Origin of the sequence: Arthrobacter sp. fls2-241-R2A-172 (assembly GCF_030208885.1) — a bacterium.
GTDB lineage: Bacteria > Actinomycetota > Actinomycetes > Actinomycetales > Micrococcaceae > Arthrobacter.
Genome location: NZ_JARVTB010000012.1, coordinates 193,649 through 212,811, shown reverse-complemented (window position 1 = coordinate 212,811; position 19,163 = coordinate 193,649). Strand labels below are relative to the sequence as shown.

At 63.9% G+C, this 19,163-nt stretch carries 19 protein-coding genes and 1 pseudogene; 2 read left to right on the top strand and 18 right to left on the bottom strand.

Annotation, left to right across the window (positions count from 1 at the left end):
* Positions 1 to 238: 238 nt before the first annotated feature.
* Both QRM57_RS17265 and QRM57_RS17260 read right to left on the bottom strand, forming a co-directional pair.
* Positions 239 to 1,426 (bottom strand): 4-hydroxybenzoate 3-monooxygenase, encoded by a 1,188-nt coding sequence (locus QRM57_RS17265; protein WP_284987468.1) that lies wholly within the window; start codon positions 1,424 to 1,426, stop codon positions 239 to 241.
* Positions 1,427 to 1,547: 121 nt separating this feature from the next.
* Positions 1,548 to 2,285, bottom strand: coding sequence for an IclR family transcriptional regulator (locus QRM57_RS17260; RefSeq protein WP_284987467.1), 738 nt, complete (start codon positions 2,283 to 2,285; stop codon positions 1,548 to 1,550).
* Between the two features lie 175 nt (positions 2,286 to 2,460).
* On the opposite strand from QRM57_RS17260, the gene QRM57_RS17255 reads away from it, so the two are divergent.
* Complete coding sequence (locus QRM57_RS17255) at positions 2,461 to 3,738, top strand: MFS transporter (RefSeq protein ID WP_502868663.1); 1,278 nt, start codon at positions 2,461 to 2,463, stop codon at positions 3,736 to 3,738.
* A 145-nt stretch (positions 3,739 to 3,883) separates the two neighbouring features.
* Here the strand turns inward: QRM57_RS17255 and QRM57_RS17250 are convergent, their stop codons facing one another.
* Together QRM57_RS17250 and QRM57_RS17245 are read right to left on the bottom strand one after the other, a co-directional pair.
* Entirely contained in the window at positions 3,884 to 4,588 is a 705-nt protein-coding gene (locus QRM57_RS17250; RefSeq protein ID WP_284987465.1) for a signal peptidase I, read from the bottom strand.
* Between the two features lie 208 nt (positions 4,589 to 4,796).
* Positions 4,797 to 5,402: a TasA family protein gene (locus tag QRM57_RS17245; protein WP_257368994.1), complete on the bottom strand. Its 606-nt coding sequence runs from the start codon at positions 5,400 to 5,402 to the stop codon at positions 4,797 to 4,799.
* Positions 5,403 to 5,604: 202 nt separating this feature from the next.
* On the opposite strand from QRM57_RS17245, the pseudogene QRM57_RS17240 reads away from it, so the two are divergent.
* Positions 5,605 to 5,954 (top strand): annotated as a pseudogene (locus QRM57_RS17240) (ZIP family metal transporter); the annotation flags it as partial.
* 17 nt (positions 5,955 to 5,971) lie between these two features.
* Here the strand turns inward: QRM57_RS17240 and QRM57_RS17235 are convergent.
* The 14 genes from QRM57_RS17235 to gcvH form a co-directional block, all read right to left on the bottom strand.
* Positions 5,972 to 7,180: a hypothetical protein gene (locus QRM57_RS17235; RefSeq protein WP_284987463.1), complete on the bottom strand. Its 1,209-nt coding sequence runs from the start codon at positions 7,178 to 7,180 to the stop codon at positions 5,972 to 5,974.
* Positions 7,181 to 7,453: 273 nt separating this feature from the next.
* On the bottom strand, positions 7,454 to 7,714 hold the full coding sequence (locus tag QRM57_RS17230) for a GlsB/YeaQ/YmgE family stress response membrane protein (protein WP_235518535.1): 261 nt from the start codon (positions 7,712 to 7,714) through the stop codon (positions 7,454 to 7,456).
* A 72-nt stretch (positions 7,715 to 7,786) separates the two neighbouring features.
* A complete protein-coding gene (locus tag QRM57_RS17225) occupies positions 7,787 to 8,641 on the bottom strand; it encodes a serine/threonine-protein kinase (protein ID WP_284987462.1) in 855 nt (284 codons plus the stop codon).
* Positions 8,638 to 9,039: a hypothetical protein gene (locus QRM57_RS17220; RefSeq protein WP_284987461.1), complete on the bottom strand. Its 402-nt coding sequence runs from the start codon at positions 9,037 to 9,039 to the stop codon at positions 8,638 to 8,640. The genes QRM57_RS17225 and QRM57_RS17220 overlap by 4 nt, the downstream gene beginning before the upstream one ends.
* A 78-nt stretch (positions 9,040 to 9,117) precedes the next feature.
* Positions 9,118 to 9,615: a MarR family winged helix-turn-helix transcriptional regulator gene (locus QRM57_RS17215; protein WP_235518516.1), complete on the bottom strand. Its 498-nt coding sequence runs from the start codon at positions 9,613 to 9,615 to the stop codon at positions 9,118 to 9,120.
* A gap of 73 nt (positions 9,616 to 9,688) precedes the next feature.
* The gene (locus tag QRM57_RS17210; protein WP_284987475.1) at positions 9,689 to 10,762 is read right to left on the bottom strand and encodes an FUSC family protein; all 1,074 of its coding nucleotides are present in this window, start codon (positions 10,760 to 10,762) and stop codon (positions 9,689 to 9,691) included.
* Between the two features lie 168 nt (positions 10,763 to 10,930).
* Entirely contained in the window at positions 10,931 to 12,169 is a 1,239-nt protein-coding gene (locus tag QRM57_RS17205; protein ID WP_284987460.1) for a hypothetical protein, read from the bottom strand.
* Entirely contained in the window at positions 12,166 to 12,681 is a 516-nt protein-coding gene (locus tag QRM57_RS17200; RefSeq protein WP_284987459.1) for a hypothetical protein, read from the bottom strand. Before QRM57_RS17200 ends, QRM57_RS17205 begins: the two co-directional genes overlap by 4 nt.
* Position 12,682: 1 nt before the next feature.
* Positions 12,683 to 13,546 carry a hypothetical protein gene (locus tag QRM57_RS17195; protein ID WP_284987458.1) on the bottom strand — a complete coding sequence of 288 codons (864 nt, stop codon included), beginning with the start codon at positions 13,544 to 13,546 and terminating at the stop codon, positions 12,683 to 12,685.
* Between the two features lie 101 nt (positions 13,547 to 13,647).
* Positions 13,648 to 14,100, bottom strand: a complete 453-nt coding sequence (locus QRM57_RS17190; protein WP_284987457.1) for a hypothetical protein — start codon at positions 14,098 to 14,100, stop codon at positions 13,648 to 13,650.
* A gap of 464 nt (positions 14,101 to 14,564) precedes the next feature.
* On the bottom strand, positions 14,565 to 15,572 hold the full coding sequence (gene lipA, locus QRM57_RS17185) for a lipoyl synthase (protein ID WP_178995563.1): 1,008 nt from the start codon (positions 15,570 to 15,572) through the stop codon (positions 14,565 to 14,567).
* A gap of 113 nt (positions 15,573 to 15,685) precedes the next feature.
* Positions 15,686 to 17,086, bottom strand: a complete 1,401-nt coding sequence (locus tag QRM57_RS17180; protein WP_284987456.1) for an L-serine ammonia-lyase — start codon at positions 17,084 to 17,086, stop codon at positions 15,686 to 15,688.
* A 371-nt stretch (positions 17,087 to 17,457) separates the two neighbouring features.
* Positions 17,458 to 18,777 (bottom strand): serine hydroxymethyltransferase, encoded by a 1,320-nt coding sequence (gene glyA / locus QRM57_RS17175; protein ID WP_284987455.1) that lies wholly within the window; start codon positions 18,775 to 18,777, stop codon positions 17,458 to 17,460.
* The gene (gene gcvH / locus QRM57_RS17170) at positions 18,774 to 19,157 is read right to left on the bottom strand and encodes a glycine cleavage system protein GcvH (protein WP_284987454.1); all 384 of its coding nucleotides are present in this window, start codon (positions 19,155 to 19,157) and stop codon (positions 18,774 to 18,776) included. The genes glyA and gcvH overlap by 4 nt, the downstream gene beginning before the upstream one ends.
* Positions 19,158 to 19,163: the final 6 nt, after the last annotated feature.

Genomic DNA, 19,163 nt, shown 5'->3' with positions numbered 1-19,163 from the left:
CAACCGGCGTCCCCTGGTTCATCCCCCCACCCCACATCGACCCCACACAAACACCACGACGCAACCACCACCACACACCCCTCAGAACCTGAGGCTGGTGGGGCCGGCGACCAGCCAGGCAAACCCTTTGGGCCACCTTCAGGTCGAGCGCAGTTAACGCAACAAGCGCCCGACTGTCGGGAGCCCCAAAGAGGACTTCCCGACGTCGGGCGCTGGAGGTGGTTTGCCAGGTGCAGCGTCAGCGTGAGGTCGGCCAGCCTGTGTACGACTCCGCGAGGTACGCCTTGGCGTGCTCCGAGGTCACCACGGAGTGGAGTTCGCCAAGCTGGCGGGCGCGGTCGAACTCGGCGGCGCCGGGCACGGTGTGCAGCATGGATGTCATCCAGTAGGAGAAGTGCTGCGCCTTCCATACCCGCTCCAACGCCCGGTCACTGTAGGAGTCCAGCAGCGTGGTTGAGCCGTTGGAGTAGAACGAGTCGAGACCTTCAAAGAGCACCTTGACGTCGTGGATGGCCAGGTTGAGGCCCTTGGCACCCGTCGGCGGCACGGTGTGGGCCGCATCGCCGGCAAGGAACAGGTTTCCGTGACGCATGGGGGTATGGACGAAGCTGCGGAAGGGCAGGACCATCTTTTCGAGGACCGGTCCCTCCTTGAGCTCGAAGCCGTTGCCGTTGACGCGCTTGCGGAACTCGGACCAGATGCGTTCGTCGTCCCAGTCGGCAACGTTCTCCTTGGGGTCGCACTGGAAGTACATGCGCTGAACGGTCTCGGTGCGCTGGCTGATCAGAGCGAAACCGTTGTTCGAGTTCGCGTAGATCAGCTCGTCTGAGCTGCGTGGGGCTTCGGCAAGGATGCCGAACCACGCAAACGGATATTCGTGGAAGTACCACTTGCGGTTCGCTTCAGGAATCTGGAAGCGGCAGTGGCTGCGGGATCCGTCGGCGCCAACGAGGAAGTCGGCCTGAATCTCGAATTCCTGCCCGTCGGCATTGGTGAACCAGACCTTCGGCTTGCCTTCGAGGTCGTGCACAGTGGTGTCCGTGACGCTGTAGTGGACGGCGCCGCCGTCGGCTTCGCGTCGGGCGGCCAGGTCCATGAAAACGTCCGTCTGCGGGTAGAGCCACACGGATTCGCCGACCAGTTCCTTGAAGTTGATGCGGTGGCTTTCACCGTTGAAGCGCAGTTCGATGCCGTCGTGCCGGTCGCCTTCGCGGAGCACTCGGTCCGACACCCCCGAGTCGACCAGCAGGTTCACCGTGCCGTGCTCCAGGATGCCGGCCCGTACGGTTTCCTGGATGTCCTTGCGGCTGCGGATTTCCACCACCACGGACTCGATGCCCTGCTTGGCCAGAAGGTGGGAGAGCATGAGGCCCGCGGGGCCGGCCCCCATAATGGCCACTTGGGTCTTGATGGGCGTGCGTGCCATGGTTGTTCCTCGCTTCGTTGCGGATCCCGGCGCTTCGGCCAGGGCTGTATTGGTCTGGCATCAGTCTGTCCCCATCGGCGTGATGACCGTTACAGCAATTCCGTTCAACGGAAGCCGACAGCTAGGCGAGCTGGCGTCCGATTCCGCGGGCCGCAGTCTGAAGGGCCGGAACCAGCGCTTGGAGCCGCATCTCGGCAAGGGGCACTACGACCCCCAACGCGGCAACCGTCTTCCGCTTACCGTTCATCACCGGAACGGCGATCCCCCAAGTGTCCGGATCCACCACCCCAGCCAGTTGCGCGTACCCCTGTTGAGCGGCTTCGGCCAGGAGATGGCGCACGACGTCGGCGCTCACTTTCCCGGCCGGGTCTTGGAACTGCCGGAGGTACTCGGCCTGCAGCTCCCGCGACTGGTGGGACATCAGGGCCAGGCCAGCTGAGGAAATGTGTACGGGCATGCGACCTGCGATTTGTGCGCGGTTGGCCACCGATCCGCGACGGGAGAGCCGTTCAACAAAAAGCGCCTCCCAGCCATCGAGCACAGCCAGATTCACGTTCTGGTGGAGGACCTGCTGAATGTCCTCCATGAACGGCATTGCCGCCTGGCGGAGGGCCAGCGTGGGTGAATTTCGATTGACGAGTTCCCAGAGCCGCAAGCCCAGGCGGACGGTTCCGCCCGCCCCCAGGTCGAGGAGCCCGTGGTGGGAAAGCTGACGGATCAGCCGGTGGGCAGATGACAAAGGGAGCTCAGCCCGGTCAGCCAACTCCGTCAGCTGAAGAGTGGTTACACCCTCAGGGAATGCCTCGATGACCCGCACGACCCGGTCCACCACGGAATCGCCGGATGCGGAGTTAGCCACGATGCCATCCTCATTTGGAGCGCCCTTGAGAAAAAGCACGGAGGTGCCTTCCATTCAATGGTAGAACGTGTGCCAGGCAACACGCGACGGTGATACAACTCTCATACCCGACAGGCCGCGCCGCTGGCCCGGGGACCATCACCAAGACGCACTGCCCAGACGTACCGAGGACGCTATGCCAACGATGCCATCTGCCCACCGATCTCAATGGCCTGTGTGGCTGTGCTGGCTAGCCATGGTGCTGGACGGCTTCGACCTGGTGATCCTGGGAACCGTCATACCAACACTCATCAAGACCGGGGAGCTGGGATTCGATGCAGTCGGAGCCACCTTCGCCGCCACCATATCCTTGGTGGGCGTAGGACTTGGCGCACTGTTCATTGCACCCCTCTCCGACACGTTCGGCCGCCGCAAGCTGCTGATCGCGTGCGTTGCCGGTTTCTCGATCTTCACCATTGGGGTCGCGTTCGCACCGAACGTTGCAGTGTTCTCGGTGTTGCGCCTTCTCGCCGGGCTGGGACTGGGCGCATGCCTTCCCGCAGCCTTGGCCTATATGAACGACTACGCGCCAGCGGGTTCAGCAGGAAAGTCCACCACCCGGACCATGACTGGCTACCACGTTGGTGCCGTCGCCACCGCTTTGCTGGCAATCCTGATTGTTCCGAACTGGCGGCTCATGTTCATCATCGGCGGCGCTGCCGGGCTGGTTCTCCTGCCGTTCCTTTGGGCCAAGCTGCCCGAGTCACTGCCCGAAGCCGCCCCCGGTGGGTCCAGCCAGGCCACCAAGGCGCCTGCCGCCGTCGTGCCTTCCGCTGAAAGCAGCCAAGCCGCACCCAAGACCGGTTTCCGCGACCTGCTGCAGAAGCCGTACCCCCTGGTTGCGGTTGGCATCGGCATCGCGTCGTTCATGGGCTTGTTGTTGGTTTACGGGCTGAACACCTGGCTTCCGCAGCTGATGGCTGCCGCCGGGTACCCGGTCAGCACCGGCCTGACGCTGCTGCTGGTCCTTAATCTGGGCGCTGTCGCAGGCCTGTTCCTGGCCGGATTCCTCGCCGACAAGCACGGTACCAAGAAGATTGTTTTGCTGTGGTTTGGACTGTCCGCAGTGCTGCTGGCGATCCTCAGCGTCAAGATCCCGAACGAATTCCTGCTCAATGCCGCCGTCTTCGTAACCGGCATTTTCGTTTTCAGCTCCCAGGTCCTGGTTTATGCGTGGGTCAGCCAGTTGTTCCCGCCACGGCTCAGGGGAACTGCGCTGGGCTTCGCCGCCGGCGTCGGCAGGCTCGGCGCAATCGTCGGCCCGGCAGTGACGGGAACATTGGTTGCCGCCAACATCGCCTACCCTGCTGGCTTCTACGTCTTCGCGATCGCCGGCCTGCTGGCCGTTGCCGCCTTGGTCCTGGTGCCCCGCGAAGTCAAAACCGCCGCCGCAAACGTGCTCGCCGGACGCTAACCCCGCGACGGCGTTCGGGGAGCCAACGGGTCCCGGCAGCATGGAGAGATAGGTCGAGAGAAAACGGAGCGCCGGCCGGGAGTCGTCCAACTCCCCGGCCGGCGCCTGCGTCTTGCACCGTTCCAGGGCAGGAGCACCCCGTCCCTCACTTACCGCTGGCCGCCTGCGGCACCGCGGCGCCCTTCGGCGTCGTCTTGTTGCCGTCCTTGGTCCAGATGGAGGCGAGCATACCGATGACCAGGATTGCCGGTGCGCCGTACATCAGGATGTTCCGGACCATCGGTTCGCGAAGTGCCCGGATCGCGTTACCGACGTACGGGATGGTTGCGACCTGCTTGTCCACGGTCTTGCCCTGCAAGGTGGCGATCCACGGATCGATGCCGTTATTGGCGTCACCCTTGGTCTGCACGGCTACGCCGCCGTCGGCCGTTGCAGTGATTTCGGTGATGCGGTGTGTTTCCACCCGCTGGTCTTCGACCGGGATGTGGTACGTGATGATGTCGCCCACCTTGACGTCCGAGATAGGAGTCGGAACCGTCACGACGACGTCGCCCGGGTTGATCAGCGGTGCCATGGACCCGGTCAGCATGGTGGAAGTCTGGTACCCCAGGACCCGCGGGCCGATGGCCAGCAGCAGGAACACCAGCGCCGCAAGAACCAGCATGCCAACGCCGACGGACTTAACAGCCAGGCTTGTGATCCGGCGGAACGCGCTCCGTTCGCCGGCGGGGACGGTTGTGGCCGCTGCGGGCTGCTTCACAGCGGCGGTCTCTGGGGATGGTGCAGGCTTTGAAGCGGCGGAACGCCGGCCGCGGAGGGCTGGGGTGGGGATGGTGCTCAGTGCGCTCATTGTCCTGGCGTTCCTTCCGGGAGGGGTTGTTGTTCTGCTTCTTAGTCTGCAGGGCGTGGCTCAGGCTTACTGCGGAAATTCCTCAAGTCTGGCTCAGGAAAAACCCGACGGGCCTGATCAGGCAGGGGGGATGCCTGATCAGGCCCGGCGGAGTTTGGTGCGGCTCCCTCTCGGAACCGGGGCCCGGGGCTTGGTGGTGCGGTGGTGGTTATTTGGTGGTTTCGGTGCGTTGGGTGCCGGTGAAGGAGAAGGCGATGGTGGAGGTGGCGCCTTGGAAGGTGTTGTCCGCGGTGGTGGGGAACGCGGTGGTGACTTTGAGGTTGTCGGTCTTGGTGCTGGTCAGGGAGGTCAGGTTGTTCAGGACCTTGTTCGCGGTGATGACCGGGGCCGAGGCCAGGACGGTGGTTTTGGTGCCGGCGCAGGTGTAGGGGGCGGCGGTGCCGGTCCAGGCAACGGAGCAGTTTTCGATGGTCAGTTGCAGGCCGTTGGTGGTGTCGGTGGTGAGCAGGGATCCGGTGGCGCCGGCGGAGGTGGTGAGGGTGACGTTGTTCAGGTCGGAGTTGCCGGTGTTGGCCAGGGTGACGAGCTTTTCGACTTTGTCCCCGGGCAGCAGGCCCGCGACGGGGACGTTGAGGGTGTTGTTGGCGCCGGTGCCCAGGGCGATGGTGACGGTTCCTGCGGTGACGGCCTGTGAGGCGGAGGTCGAGGAGGTGAACGCGCCGTAGGTTCCCATTCCGGCGACGGCGGCTGCGGTGCCGACCAGTGCGACGGAAGCGAGGATCTTGCCGGAGGTGGTCTTGAGGCTGATGGCCATGGGAATCAGTGTCCTTTCGGTAGGCCACCGTGAGACCGGCCGGCCGTTCTTCGTTCCAGCCTCTCTGGCTGACAAGAACTACTGTGCCGGGCCACCCTCAAGAACCAATCCTGCAAACCCGCAACAGTCCCTCAGGAAAACCTCAAGACTTCTTACGGCTTCTAAGGTTCCTTATGAAACACTGCTTGATGCAGATGGACCGGCGATGAAACTGGTGGACGAGGCCGTGAACGGCGGAGGGCTGCTCCCCACGGTCCTCGGCTTCCTTCTGGGGGCACTGATCTTTGTTGGGTCCAACGTTCTCCTGGCCCGGGCGGGGGCGAAGCACCGGAAGCGCTCCAGTAAGCCCCAACCCACCGAGAAGGATTCTCCGGGCAGCGGTACCGCCATCGCCGTGGGCGCGCTCATCGACGGCATCCTCGAGTCCGTGGTCCTTGGCGTGGGGCTGTTGGCCGGTGGCGCCGTCAGTCCGGCGAGGCTTGCTGCCGTCTTCATCTCAATGTCCCCGAAGGCCTGTCCAGCACGGCAGGCATGAAGAAGTCCGGCCGCAGCCCGTCCGCCTCCCGGTCTCAGGCAGGCAGCAGTCCAAGCAACGGCACGGCGACCGCCGTCGATACCGCCATGGCTGCAGTGTTGCCAACGACAGGGTGGAAGTCCGCGGGGAGCTTTGCGGAGAAAAACCGGGCCAGCGGCGGCGCGAGTACAGCGCCCAGGATCGCCCCGCCCACGACGCCAAAAAAGGAACCACCGGTGGTGAGGACGGCCGCCGGGGCGACGGACACCACGGACGCATACGTCGCAGCCCAACCGCCATCCAGGTACCAGGCCCGCCAAAGGACCACCCCAATGGCGGAGGTGAGTGCCTGCGCAAAGAGGATGTGCGGAAGCAGGCTGGACCCGTAGGACGGCAACCCAGGATTAAGGACATACGCCACCACAGCCCCGGAAATCATGCCGACGCTGGCGAACCCCTTGGCGATGAAGTGCGTCTCCGTGAAGTCCCTGATGACCCGTTGCGCAGCCCACAGCGCATCCCCGAGTAGCGACTGGTTAAAGCCCGACGCCGGCAGGTTCCGTTCCGCGCCGAGGTCCGGCTCGCGCAGGACAAGCCAGGGCAACCGTCGTGCGACCAGGAAAGAGAGAATGGACCCCACGGACATCGCCAGGACGTTTGCCACCACGGGCGGCAGGCCAAGGGGGTTGGCGAGGGTGGGGATCAATATCAACGCCAAGGGCGTGACGGTGGCCGCGCCGAGCACGGCGCCCGTGATGCACGTTCGCCACCCGGCCCCGTAGAGGATCACCACGGCCGGAGCCACGCAAACGAAAGGCACGAACGTGGGCTGCCACCCGTCGTCGAGCAACCATCCGAACGCCAGGTTGGACAGCAGCAAACTCAGCGAAGCCGACGCAAGAATCCAAGGACCCAGGCTCTCCCCCCGCGCGACGCGGCCCTGTCGGCGGCCGACCCACCAGGCCAACCCCGCTCCTGCCAACAGCCCGAGGGCTGCGAGGTCGGACTTGTAGAAGAGCGGCTCCGTCATGTCCCCCAGGAACCACCTTGCAGCAGCCGCCGGGGAATCCGCGGCTGCTTGGGCCCAGCCGGAGTAACCGGGGCCAACATACGGGGATTGCTGCCCCAAGCCATGCAGGACCACAGCGACGATGCCCAGGATGCCGGCGACTCCGAAGGCGCCCAAGGCTGTCCCGAGGGTGCCTGGTTTGGGGCTCTGTCCCGGCGGACCTTTGATGGCGGGGGCTGCGGCTGAAGAGTACATCGTTGGCCCTTAGCGTGCGGTGGGTGGTGACGTTGAGCAGCGTAGCGGAGGGCCCGGGGCCACACCCAGCCGGGGCCCGGCTGGGGGATATATGACCGGCCGCGGTCAGAAAAGCGCCGTGCATGGCCCCTCAACAGGCGGCCCTCAAGAGGGGGAAGATCAAAGGGGACACTCAAAAGGGCCCCTCAAAACTCAAAGGGCCCCTTAAAACCAGAAAGCCCCGGCGCCTGCGTCGTGAAACGCGGCGTCGGGGCCTCCCTTGCTGTCAGTCGGTTACGCCTTCTTGCGCGTGAGCAGGCCCCAGATGGCCAGGACGATCAGTGCGCCCACGATGGCCAGCAACCAGGTGGACAGCGACCAGAACTCGTTAATGCCAACGTTGAAGAGCGCGCTGCCGATCCATCCACCCAGGATGGCGCCAACGATGCCCAGGAGCAGGGTAGCGATCCAGCCGCCACCCTGACGGCCCGGCATGATGGCCTTGGCAATAGCGCCGGCGATCAGACCCAGAATAATCCAGCCAATGATTCCCATTATTTATCTCTCTTTCGTGATGAGGTCCCAGTTCGGCATGAGAGCGCACGCCGCTATCGACCTGATTGTTGGCTACCAGCCGAGCCGTCGGAGCATACCGACAACGTGGCTGGCAGACGGTCTACCCGCCGGGTCGGGGTCTGTCATGGCATGAAGCACCATGGACCAGCGCCGCCGGACCGTTCCGGGAATTCGTGGTTCGCCCAGGGTCCTCGCAACCATGGACTCAAGGGGAGGGCCGGGAAAGGCTTTTGTTCCGGTGAGGCATTCGAGGGCAACAAGGCCCAACGAATAAATGTCACTGGCAGCAGTTGAGGTGCCTCCACAGACTTCTTCCGGACTCAGATAGTGCGGCGTCCCGGAGGAGGAGCTCGGCGCAGGATGCCGCCCATTGAGTGCGATGCCGAAATCGGTCAGCTTGGCCACTCCTGCGCCGCCCTGATCGCCGGCGAAATCCACCAGGATGTTGCCGGGCTTGATGTCATTGTGGACAATCCCGCGCCGGTGCAGGAACGCCAATGCCCTTGCGATCCCGGTCATCCACCCAACGGTCTGAACCGGCGTGGCTGGCCCTTCCTCAAGGAGGGTCCGCAGGTCCTGGCCCCGCACAAGTTCCATCACCAGGTAGTTGTGGGCGCCTTGAACGTCGTCGCCCTCGGTGCTTCCGGAGGACACCACCCTGGCGATGTTCTTGTGGCGCAAAGGGCCATGGATGTCCAGTTCGCGTCGAAAGGGAGCGTCCTTGGCTGTGGTCCTGAAGATCTTGACGGCCACAGTGGTGCCTGACTCCAGGTCCCGGGCTTCCTTGACGTAGGCCTCGGATCCCCCGCCCAGCTGCTTGCCCAGCCGATATCGTCCTCCAAGGACCACGTCGGAAGGGGCGGCCCCGCGATCAGCGCGGTCGGCCGCCGTCTCCATGAGCGTCATTGGAGCAGTGATTCAATCTCGGCAGCAGGCACACCTGCCACCTCGGCGAGGGCGACGGGGTCCACTCCTGCATCGACTGCCCTCTTGAAGGCGAGCGCCAGGGTGTTCTGGGAGATTGCCAGCTCATGTTGCAGGCTCTGGCGACGAAGGGCGGCGATCCAGACGCCGCTCACCGGATCTATGGCGTCGATGTCCATCCGGAAGCCGCAACCGCAGGCCCACTCGGGCCAGATCGGTTCGACGGAAACCCACTGCATGGCATCGTGGGCCGGGCCAGCGGAAATCGCCATGCGTGAACCGCAATGTACGGGGCCTGCCGGGATGACCGGGTCAGTGATGACGTCAACGTCATCGTGGACGACGGGGGTGGAACTCGGTTCACGCAGCACGATTGTCATCGCTTGTCCACACATTCCCTAGTAAGTAGCTTGGCTATCTAGTTATATGTGTACTTATCAATAATGTCCAACTCAGCTTCAGGAGGAGACGCTGTCGATCGCCTTGCGCATACGCCGAAGGAACTCAACCACCACCGCGGAGTCTTTGCTGCTCAGCGTTTCGGCGGCTTCCATCATGCGCGAATGCATGTCGCCCAAGGTGCTGCGGACCTCCTGTTCCGACCCCGGCGTCGGGCGGAGAATGAGGGCTCGACGATCAGTCGGGTGGGGCTCTCGGGTAACGTAGCCGGACCTCACCAGGCGGTCCACCAAGGACGTCATGGAGGCCGAGGTCACCCCAAGCCGTACCGCCAACTCCTTCGGGCCCACCTCCCGGCCGGCACGCTCGGCTTCAAGCAGGTACCGCAACGCCATCAGGTCGGTCTCCCCCATGCCCATCGAGGCGCGCGTTCGCCGCCGCATGTCAGCTTCGGCCGTCCGGTAGTCCCTGAGTGCGTTCAGGACGTCCACGGCGCCCATCTGCTTACGGCTCTCCAGCCCGTACCAATATCCCTTGCGTTCATCCTTGTCGCTCACACCAGTCCTTTGGTAGACATGTATCTTGATTGTCTAACCAATTGATACTAGTCCATGAAGCGAAGATCCCGGACTACCGTTCGCTGAACGAGACTTGGCGCAGCCGTACACGTCGCCACACTGCCGGGGCCACCACGACTGCAACACCGACGGCGGCACCTATGACGGTCTCGATGATCCGGTCCCGGAGGAGCAGACTCGGGTCCACCGGCGCGGCGAGGAGCGTGGCAATCAAGGCAAGCGGGGTGACGAAGAGCTGTGCGATGAAATACTGCCGGGCAATGAACATCTCGGCCCCGAACTGGCACGCCGCTATGACCAGGACCATGGCCCACGGAGCCGGATTGAGCCACAGGATGCCTGCCAGGAGCACCAGGCCAAGCACCGTTCCCGCGATCCTTTGGATGCCCCGGCTCACCCGATGCCGGGTGGAATGGCCCACCAGCGGCACCACGGCTGCCACCATGGCCCAGTACGTGTGGCCAAAGCCAAGCTGTTGGCCCACCAGCGTCGCCAAGGTCCCCGCGAGCCCGGCCGCTACCAGATATCCACCTCCTTCAAGCCAGATGGCCCGCAGTTCGGCAGGCGTGTGCCGGATGCGCGGCGGTTTCTTCCATGGCGTCCGGTGGCTTTTGACCACTCGGGACGACATCCCTACCAACAGGCAGAAAACCGTGGTCAGGATTGCCACCAGCATTGCCTCCCACAGAGGCGGTTGCGTGGGTATCGAAGCGATCGCGGCAAAAGCAAAAATGTGAAAGAGGGAGCCGCCGGGGCGGAGTCGCCAGGCAGCTACCACTACGGAGCAGGCGCCGGCCACGATGGTGGTCGCAACGATCAGGAGCCAGGAATACGAGTTGGCGTCCAGGCCCCACGCATGCTCCCCACGGGCCAACAACGTGGCGCAAAGGATGATGAAAAGCATGAAGCCGCCAGCCCGGAGTTGGCTGCTGAAACGGACGCTGTGCGGTTCATTGCGCCCATAGATTCCGGTGAAGGCCCCAAACGACGCAAACACGGCCAGATCCAGCCGCCCCAGCAGCGTCAAAACGATCAGCGGCACGAACACCCCTACGGCGCAGCGTAGGGCGGGATGGTGGTCCTTGTTCCCCGGACCCATCGTGAACATTTCCGCTACAGCCTTCAAAGGGCGGCTCGCCTTTCGTCGCAGGATCAAACGTACGACGGCGGCACTGGCGTCCGCTTCAAGGTTACGCTCCGAGCGCTGGGCTACCCGGGGATCAGGCACAGATAGTGCCCCTCATCACGCTGAGGGGCACTATCTGTGACGTACTGCGTTGGATCGATGGAGGGATCAGAAACGGGAGGGTGTGCCGCTGACTCCGCCGGGGACAACCGGGTTCGTTGCGATGTCCGTGATGTTCGTTGCCGGGGTGTAGACGGGGACGGCGTTCGCGAGTCCCGTGGTTCCACTACCGCTCGCTGTGCCCAGCGTGATGACGATGGTGCCGTTACCATCCCAAGCCACGGTGGACATGTTGCCGCCCTGGCCGTTTCCGGAGAAGGTCAGGTCCTTTGTGGTGTAGCTTGCGCCGAGGTAGACACTTCCCAGATTGACGGTGCAGGCGGTGCTGGTCACGGTGAGGTTGCTGTCCGCGTCAACCTTTACCGTAACGACTCCATTGCCGGTCAAAGTCGCCGGTGCGTTGGCCCAGGTGTTGCACATCGAGCTTCCACTGAGACGCTCAGAGAACGTCAGTGTCACCTTGTCACCCTTGTCCACGGTCCCCGCAGTCCCACCGTTGGTCAACAGCACTCCCGTGACCGTGGGAGACGAAACGTCCTTGGTTGATGTCGCCGTGCCCGCCGGTCCCGTATTGCCCGCCGCGTCAGTTGCCTTGGCGGAGAAGGTGATGGTGCCCGGGTTGTAAGCACTGAGGTTCAACGGCGCAGCGTTCCAGTTACCGGCCCCGGAGGTGGTGAGGTTTTGGGTGATTGCTGCGGCCCCGCTGCCTGTGACAGTGAGGACCACTGTTGAATTGGCTTCCGCGGTGCCACCAACAGGAACGTTGGTGACGTTGCCCTGATGTACGTAGGTCGGAGCCGTCACCACGGGAGCAAGGGGCGGAGTGGTGTCGGTGACCGGGGTGGTACCAACGCTTCGTGTGCTTTCAGTGCCCTGCCAGAGGGAGAGCATCGGCGTCACAGAGTAGTACCAGGTCCCCGCAGGAACATTGCTTTCAATGCAACTTAGTCCTGCGACGCTGGAGCCGCAGCCACCGGTCGCTGGCACCTTGGTTCCCCCGGTTGCTGTTCCATAGCGGGCGATGCTGTAGCCGCCCACGGGCCGGCCTGCCGCCGTCGTACTGGCCGCCCAGGAGACGGTGACGTTGGCGCCTGAAACTGCGGTGGTGGGCTTGGCTCCTTGGGCTACGGCGTCGGCTACCGATGCGCCGGAACCAGTGCCTACGGAACCCCAGAATGCACTGGCTGCCGGGCCGCCCCATGAGACGAGGAGGATTCCCGCCATCACCAGGGCAAGGCGGTTCCACTTGCCGAAGGCAGTGACAGTGGCAGTGCGTTTCGGGTTCACTTCCGTACCTCCAACGTGACGGGAACGCCGAATTGGGCTCCTTGGCAGGCCGACATGGAGGTGGCGTCCATCTTTGCGGCGCCTTGTAGCGTGAGCAGGATTGAGCTGCTCGCAGGAATAGTGACCGTCGGCGTCAGCGGTGCCGCGGGTGGCGTGAAGGTAACGCCGGTGGTGGTGCAGCCGGAGTGGCTGGAATCGGCGGTCACGGGGCCGTTGCCGGAGACTCCGTAGATGGTCACCGGGTGAGGGTTGGGGTTGCTGGCCCTCAGGATGACGTCGGCGGTTCCACCGGGCACCAAGCTGGTTTGCAGGGTATCGCCCGCGACGAGGGCGCTCACCGTAACGGTCTGCATGGTGCCGTTGGTTGCTGCGCCGGATCCAGCCCCGGTAGTCGCCCAGTAGGCGTAGGCGGAGCCGGCACCGCCCAGGAGGCAAAGCGCTACGGTGGCCGCTGCCGTTCGTGCAAGGCGCCCCGTGCTGGGGGTGCGGGGGATTCGGACTGTCGTCTTCATGTCAGTTCGCCTGTCCCGTGCCTGTGTAGGTGAGCTGGAGGGTCGCGCCTTTGCAACCGTCCTGCAGTTTGTTGGTATCGAGCATCTTGATCTGGGGCCACTTCGCTTGGGCCACTCCAAGGCCTGACAAGGAGCGGGTGCCCGGTTCCACGGTCAATGGGTACGCCCCCGAGTACTGGGTGACTTGGTAGTCCGCCGTCGTACACGGCAGGTTGGCCGCCACGGCTGCCGGTGTCCGGACCACCTGGCTGATCACCACGGACAGGTCCGTCACCGCGATGCTCTTGTTCTGCGGGTTGGAGATCTGGAGGTCCACAGCGCGGGAAATGCCCGGGGCCAGAAGCCCGTTCACCGTCCCCGTCACCCCGAAAGTGCGTTTGACTTCCAGGACCTGCAACTGGCCCGGCGCCGCGTTCGACACCGTTGCTCCGCTGGTTCCCTTGACAGTGAAATCCGTCTTGTTCGCCGGAGTGGTAGTCGCGGTGGATACGGTCAGGGTCGTCTGGGCAGTGCTCCCTGATGTGAGGTTAACCGACGACGGCGCGGCGCTGGCTGCCGCTCCAGCCGGCAGTCCGGTCACGGTGAACGTCACCGGACCAGTGAAGCCCCCCGTTGAGGTGGCGGACACCGTGAAGGTTGCGGACTGTCCTTGGTCCACGGTGCGGCTTGAGGGGGACAGCGTGACAGTGATCCCCTTGACGCTGGCTGCGGCGTTGCCCTGCCCGTTGCCCTGGTTATTGCCCTGCCCGTTGCTCGCTGCCAGGGCCGCAACGGGTACCACGGCCACCACCAGTGCAAGCAGCAGGGCACGGAGTGGGATTCCTGCTCGCTGGAACGGTGCGGTGCGCTCTGGCCGGTGGTCCATGGAGGCTCTTTTCGGACGATTGCTTGGGGCGTTGGAGGCGTTGAGGTGCAAAGGTGAGCCGGGGGCCGTCGTGTGAAACGTGGCCCCCGGCTCGTGACGGCCTAGAGGCTGCCGACGTTGACCGTGACGATCGCGGACTTGCAGGCATCCTGGTTGACGGCATTGTCATTGAACTTCAGGACGCCGCTGCCTACGGAAGTTCCGGTGGCGCCTGCTGCGACGGGGCTGTTGGTCGTTACAGCGGTGACCTCGAACCATGCGGGAAGGCAGCCCGCCACGTTGGTGGTCACATTCGCGCTGAGGGCACCCACCACGGTGCTGGACGTCGTCGAGTTGTCCGCGGTGTAGGAAACCGGGACGGAGTTGCCCGGAGCGAGTCCGCCTGCGAAGGTCGCGTGAAGGGTGACGGTACCGCCACCGGCCGAGTTGGTTGCCGCGCCGCTGCCCGAACCTGTGGTGGTCCAGTAGGCGTAGGCAGCTCCGCCACCCACCGCCACCAACGCGACGCCTGCGACTGCGGCGGTGACCCGGCTCTTCTTAGAAAGTTTGCGCATGATGTAGCTCCTTGGTTGATCGGTTTCGGGAGCCGCTGGGCAACCCCCACCATCCGGCCGAGGGTGGCGGATGAAGCGATGTCACCCATGCTTCATGCCGCACACGCCCCGCGGCTACGATCCGGTGTACGCCTCTTTTTCATCCGAACATCGGCCCCGGAATACCCACACGAGCCATGCAGGTACTCAGTTTTCAGTGGTGAACTACTTGCTGTCCCTCGCGCGATCGCTGGCAGGGCAAGGGACAGGTACCTGCTTCCGGGGCCGCTGTCCACAGTGCGGACAGGTGCCCCGACTCCTCTTTGGGAAGCCGCTTAAGCGTGGGTGCGCAAACATTGTGTCTGTCTTGAGCAAAAACTGCGCTGGTGTTCGAACCTTTTTCTTCGCTGGCGCGACACTACTCCCCCTATGTCACGGCCTTAAATAGCCACGACGGGTGCCGGCAAGGGAGCGCGTCCGGGGGGTTAGCTGTGGGCTGCAAGGATGGTGGAGGCTTCCTGGCGGGTGGTGCCGGAGGACTCGATGTGTGCCAGGGCGGCGGGGATTTCCCAGCCTTTCTTGCGCATCGCGGTGGCCCACAGACGCCCGGCACGGTAGGAGGAGCGGACCAGCGGGCCGGACATGACGCCGAGGAATCCGATCTCCTCGGCCTCGTGCTGCAGGTCCACGAACTCCTGCGGCTTGACCCACCGGTCCACCGGAAGGTGCCGTTCGGAAGGACGCAGGTACTGGGTGATCGTGATCAGGTCACAGCCGGCCGCGTGCAGGTCACGCAGGGCCTCGGAAATCTCCTCACGGGTCTCGCCCATGCCCAGGATCAGGTTGGACTTGGTCACCATGCCCAGATCCCGGCCCTGCGTGATGACATCCAGCGACCGCTCATACCGGAACGCCGGCCGGATCCGCTTGAAAATCCTCGGCACCGTCTCGACGTTGTGCGCGAACACCTCGGGCTTGGAATCGCAGATCGCCGCGATGTGCTCGGGCTTGCCGGAGAAGTCCGGGATCAGCAACTCCACCCCGGTGCCCGGGTTCAGTTCGTGGATCTTCCGCACCGTTTCGGCGTACAACCACACACCCTCATCGGCCAGGTCGTCACGGGCCACCCCGGTCACCGTGGCGTACCGCAATTGCATGGCCTGCACCGAGCGGGCCACCTTCGTGGGTTCGAACATGTCCACCGGGGAGGGTTTGCCGGTATCGATCTGGCAGAAATCACAGCGGCGGGTGCACTCGGACCCGCCGATCAGGAACGTCGCTTCCTTGTCTTCCCAGCACTCGAAAATGTTCGGGCAGCCGGCCTCTTCACAGACCGTGTGCAACCCTTCCTTCTTCACCAGGTTCTTGAGCTGAACGAACTCAGGACCCATCTGGACCTTGGCCTTGATCCACTCAGGCTTACGTTCAACCGGTACCGCCGAGTTACGCTGCTCAACGCGCAGCAACTTACGGCCTTCAGGTGCGAGTGTCATGACGTTCCTTCGTTCTTGGGTTTCAATCTTCTTGCGGCAGTGCGTTGCGGGGCCTGCTCTGCGTGCTTTGCCTGGGTTTTAGGCGGCAAAGCGGGCCTCACAACGGGCGTTTTTCAGCATTCGACGACGTTGACGGCGAGGCCGCCCATCGCTGTTTCTTTGTATTTGTGGGACATGTCCTTGCCCGTTTCACGCATGGTCACGATCACCTCGTCCAACGAGACCCGGTGCGTCCCGTCACCCCACAACGCCATCTTCGCCGCGTTGATCGCCTTCGCCGCAGCAATCGCGTTCCGCTCAATACACGGAATCTGCACCAACCCGCCGATCGGATCACACGTCAGCCCCAGGTTATGTTCCATCGCGATCTCCGCCGCGTTCTCCACCTGACCCGGGGAACCACCCATCACCTCAGCCAAACCCGCAGCAGCCATCGACGACGCCGACCCGACCTCACCCTGACAACCCACCTCAGCACCCGAAATAGACGCCTGCTCCTTGTACAACACACCCACCGCACCGGCAGCGAGCAGGAACTTCACCACCACATCGTCCTTATCAGCCTGGGTCGCTTTATCCATGCCCGGGGCGTAATTCAACGCGTAATACAACACCGCCGGAATAATGCCCGCAGCACCATTGGTCGGAGCCGTCACCACCCGGCCGCCCGAAGCGTTCTCCTCATTGACCGCCAACGCGATCAGGTTCACCCACTCCTGCCAGTACTTCGGATCGTTCCGGTCCTTGTCCTCCTTCAGGAGCCGCTCCAACCAGTCCGGTGCACGACGCTTCACCTTCAAACCACCCGGCAACACACCCTCACGCTTCAACGAGGTCTCAACACAGGCCTCCATCACCTGCCAGATATGCAGCAAACCCTCCCGGATCTCCTCCTCCGACCGGGACGCCCGCTCATTGATGAACATGATGTCGCTGATCCCCAACCCCTTGGACGCGCACCTGCCCAACAACTCCGCCGCCGTCCTGAACGGCAACGGCAACTCCTTCTTGGACTCCTCCAACTCAGCCTGAGCCGCGTTCTCCTCGCCCTCACGGACAATGAACCCACCACCGACCGAAAAGAACGTCGCTTCCTTCAGCACATTGCCCCCGGCATCGGACACGGCAAACCGCATCCCATTCGTATGCCGCGGCAACACCGTCAACGGATGAAGAACCATATCCTCCACCGCATAATCCAGCAGCACACCACCAGCCAGGTTCAGCTTGCCGGTCTCAGCGATCGACGCCAACCGTGCCTCCACCTCATCGGGAAGGATCAACTCCGGCTCAAAACCCTCAAGCCCCAACAGGGTCGCAGTGAAGGTGCCATGCCCCTTGCCCGTGGCAGCCAAGGAGCCGTAGAGATCAACGCGCAACCCTGCAACAGAAGACAGCACGCCGGATTCACGAAGTTCCCGGGCGAACACCGCCCCGGCACGCATCGGGCCCACCGTATGCGAACTCGACGGACCAATGCCCACGGAGAACAAATCGAAAACACCAACAGCCATAGCCGTGATCCCTTTCAGGGAGGAGAAGAAGACAAACAAGGAGGTGGGGCCGGACCAAATCCCGAGCCAAGGCCGGCCCGGCCCCCGTGGAGGTCCCAGTGCGAACCCCCAAACCCGGTAGTGATGTGTGGCATTCGTTCCCAGCAAATGCCACACCCGGGAGATCATCACGAGCCCACCCCCGGCAGGTGGACCCATTTTCCAAACAAACGAACCCGCTTGTCCGGCCCCCAAACCGGTGCCTAGACCATGGGCCCTTTGGGGCGGCGGCATCCGGAAGCGTGCGTCCAAGGGAGCGTCACGTCCGCCCAGCGGGCGTTTTCGCGACCGAGCACGCGGAGGATGTCGGCACCCCACGGGACCCGCGAGGCTCAGGCCAGGTTCGCCGTGCCCGGGTACAGCGGGTGCGCCTTCGCGAGGACATCGACGCGGTGACGCAACCCCGAAAGGTCCGCATCGGCGTCGGCCATGAGCGCTTCGGCGATGATGTCGGCAACTTCCCGGAACGCAGCTTCCCCGAATCCGCGCGTTGCCAGCGCCGGGGTTCCGATCCGCAGTCCGGAGGTGACCATGGGCGGGCGCGGGTCGAAGGGAACTGCGTTGCGGTTGACGGTGATGTCGATCGCGGCGAGGCGGTCTTCGGCCTGCTGGCCATCGAGCTCGCAGTTGCGCAGGTCCACCAGCACCAGGTGCACATCGGTTCCACCGGACACCACGGAGATGCCCTTGGCGGCAACGTCGTCCTGGACCAGGCGCTCGGCGAGGATCCGGGAACCGGCCAGAACGCGTTCCTGACGCTCACGGAATTCCTCCGAGGCAGCGATCTTGAACGCAACAGCCTTGCCCGCGATGACGTGCTCCAGCGGGCCGCCCTGCTGGCCCGGGAACACGGCAGAGTTGATCTTCTTGGCGATGTCGGCGTCGTTGGACAGGATGATTCCGCCGCGCGGACCGGCGAGGGTCTTATGCGTGGTGGAGGTGGTGACGTGGGCGTGCGGGACCGGCGAGGGGTGCAGTCCAGCGGCCACCAGGCCAGCGAAGTGGGCCATGTCCACCATCAGGTACGCGCCAACGGAGTCGGCGATCCGACGGAACTCGGCGAAGTCCAGCTGCCGCGCATACGCGGACCAGCCGGCCACGATCAGTGCCGGTTTGTGCTCCTGGGCCAGGCGTTCCACCTCGGCCATGTCCACAGTGTGGGTGTCCTCGCGTACGCCGTAGGGGACCACGTTGTAGAGCTTGCCGGAGAAGTTGATGCGCATGCCGTGCGTCAGGTGGCCACCGTGGGCGAGGTTCAGGCCCATGATGGTGTCGCCCGGCTTGATGAGCGCGTGCATTACCGAAGCGTTGGCCTGCGCGCCGGAGTGCGGCTGAACGTTCGCGAACTCGGCGCCGAACAGAGACTTGATGCGGTCGGTCGCGAGCTGCTCGATCACGTCGACGTGCTCGCAGCCACCGTAGTAACGCTTGCCAGGGTAGCCCTCGGCGTACTTGTTGGTCAGCACCGAGCCCTGGGCCTGCATCACGGCTACGGCCGTGTGGTTCTCGGAGGCGATCATTTCCAGGCCGTCACGCTGGCGACCCAGTTCGGCGTCGATCCTTACCGCAATCTCAGGGTCCAGCTCGGACAGCTGGGCATCCAACGACGCCGATACAACCTGCTGGTATTCAGTGACAGTTACAGGGTTCACAGTTCTCCACCGTTCGTTGCAGCGTATTCCTCGGCCGACATAAGCGGCCCTTCCTCGGTGGCGGCCACCTTGAACAGCCAACCTGCACCGTAGGGATCGTTGTTGATAAGGGCGGGGTCGGAAACAACGGCGTCGTTGATTTCGGTGACCTCGCCGGTGACGGGCGAGTACAGGTCGGAGACCGACTTGGTGGACTCAACTTCGCCACAGGTTTCGCCTGCGGTCACAGTGGAACCGACCTCGGGCAGGTCAACGTAGACGATGTCGCCCAGTGCGTCCGCAGCGACGGCGGAGATCCCAATGCCTACCGGCCCGCCACCATCGGCGGCAACCCACTCGTGCTCAGCCGAGTATTTCAATTCAGAAACTACCTTGCTCATTCCGGT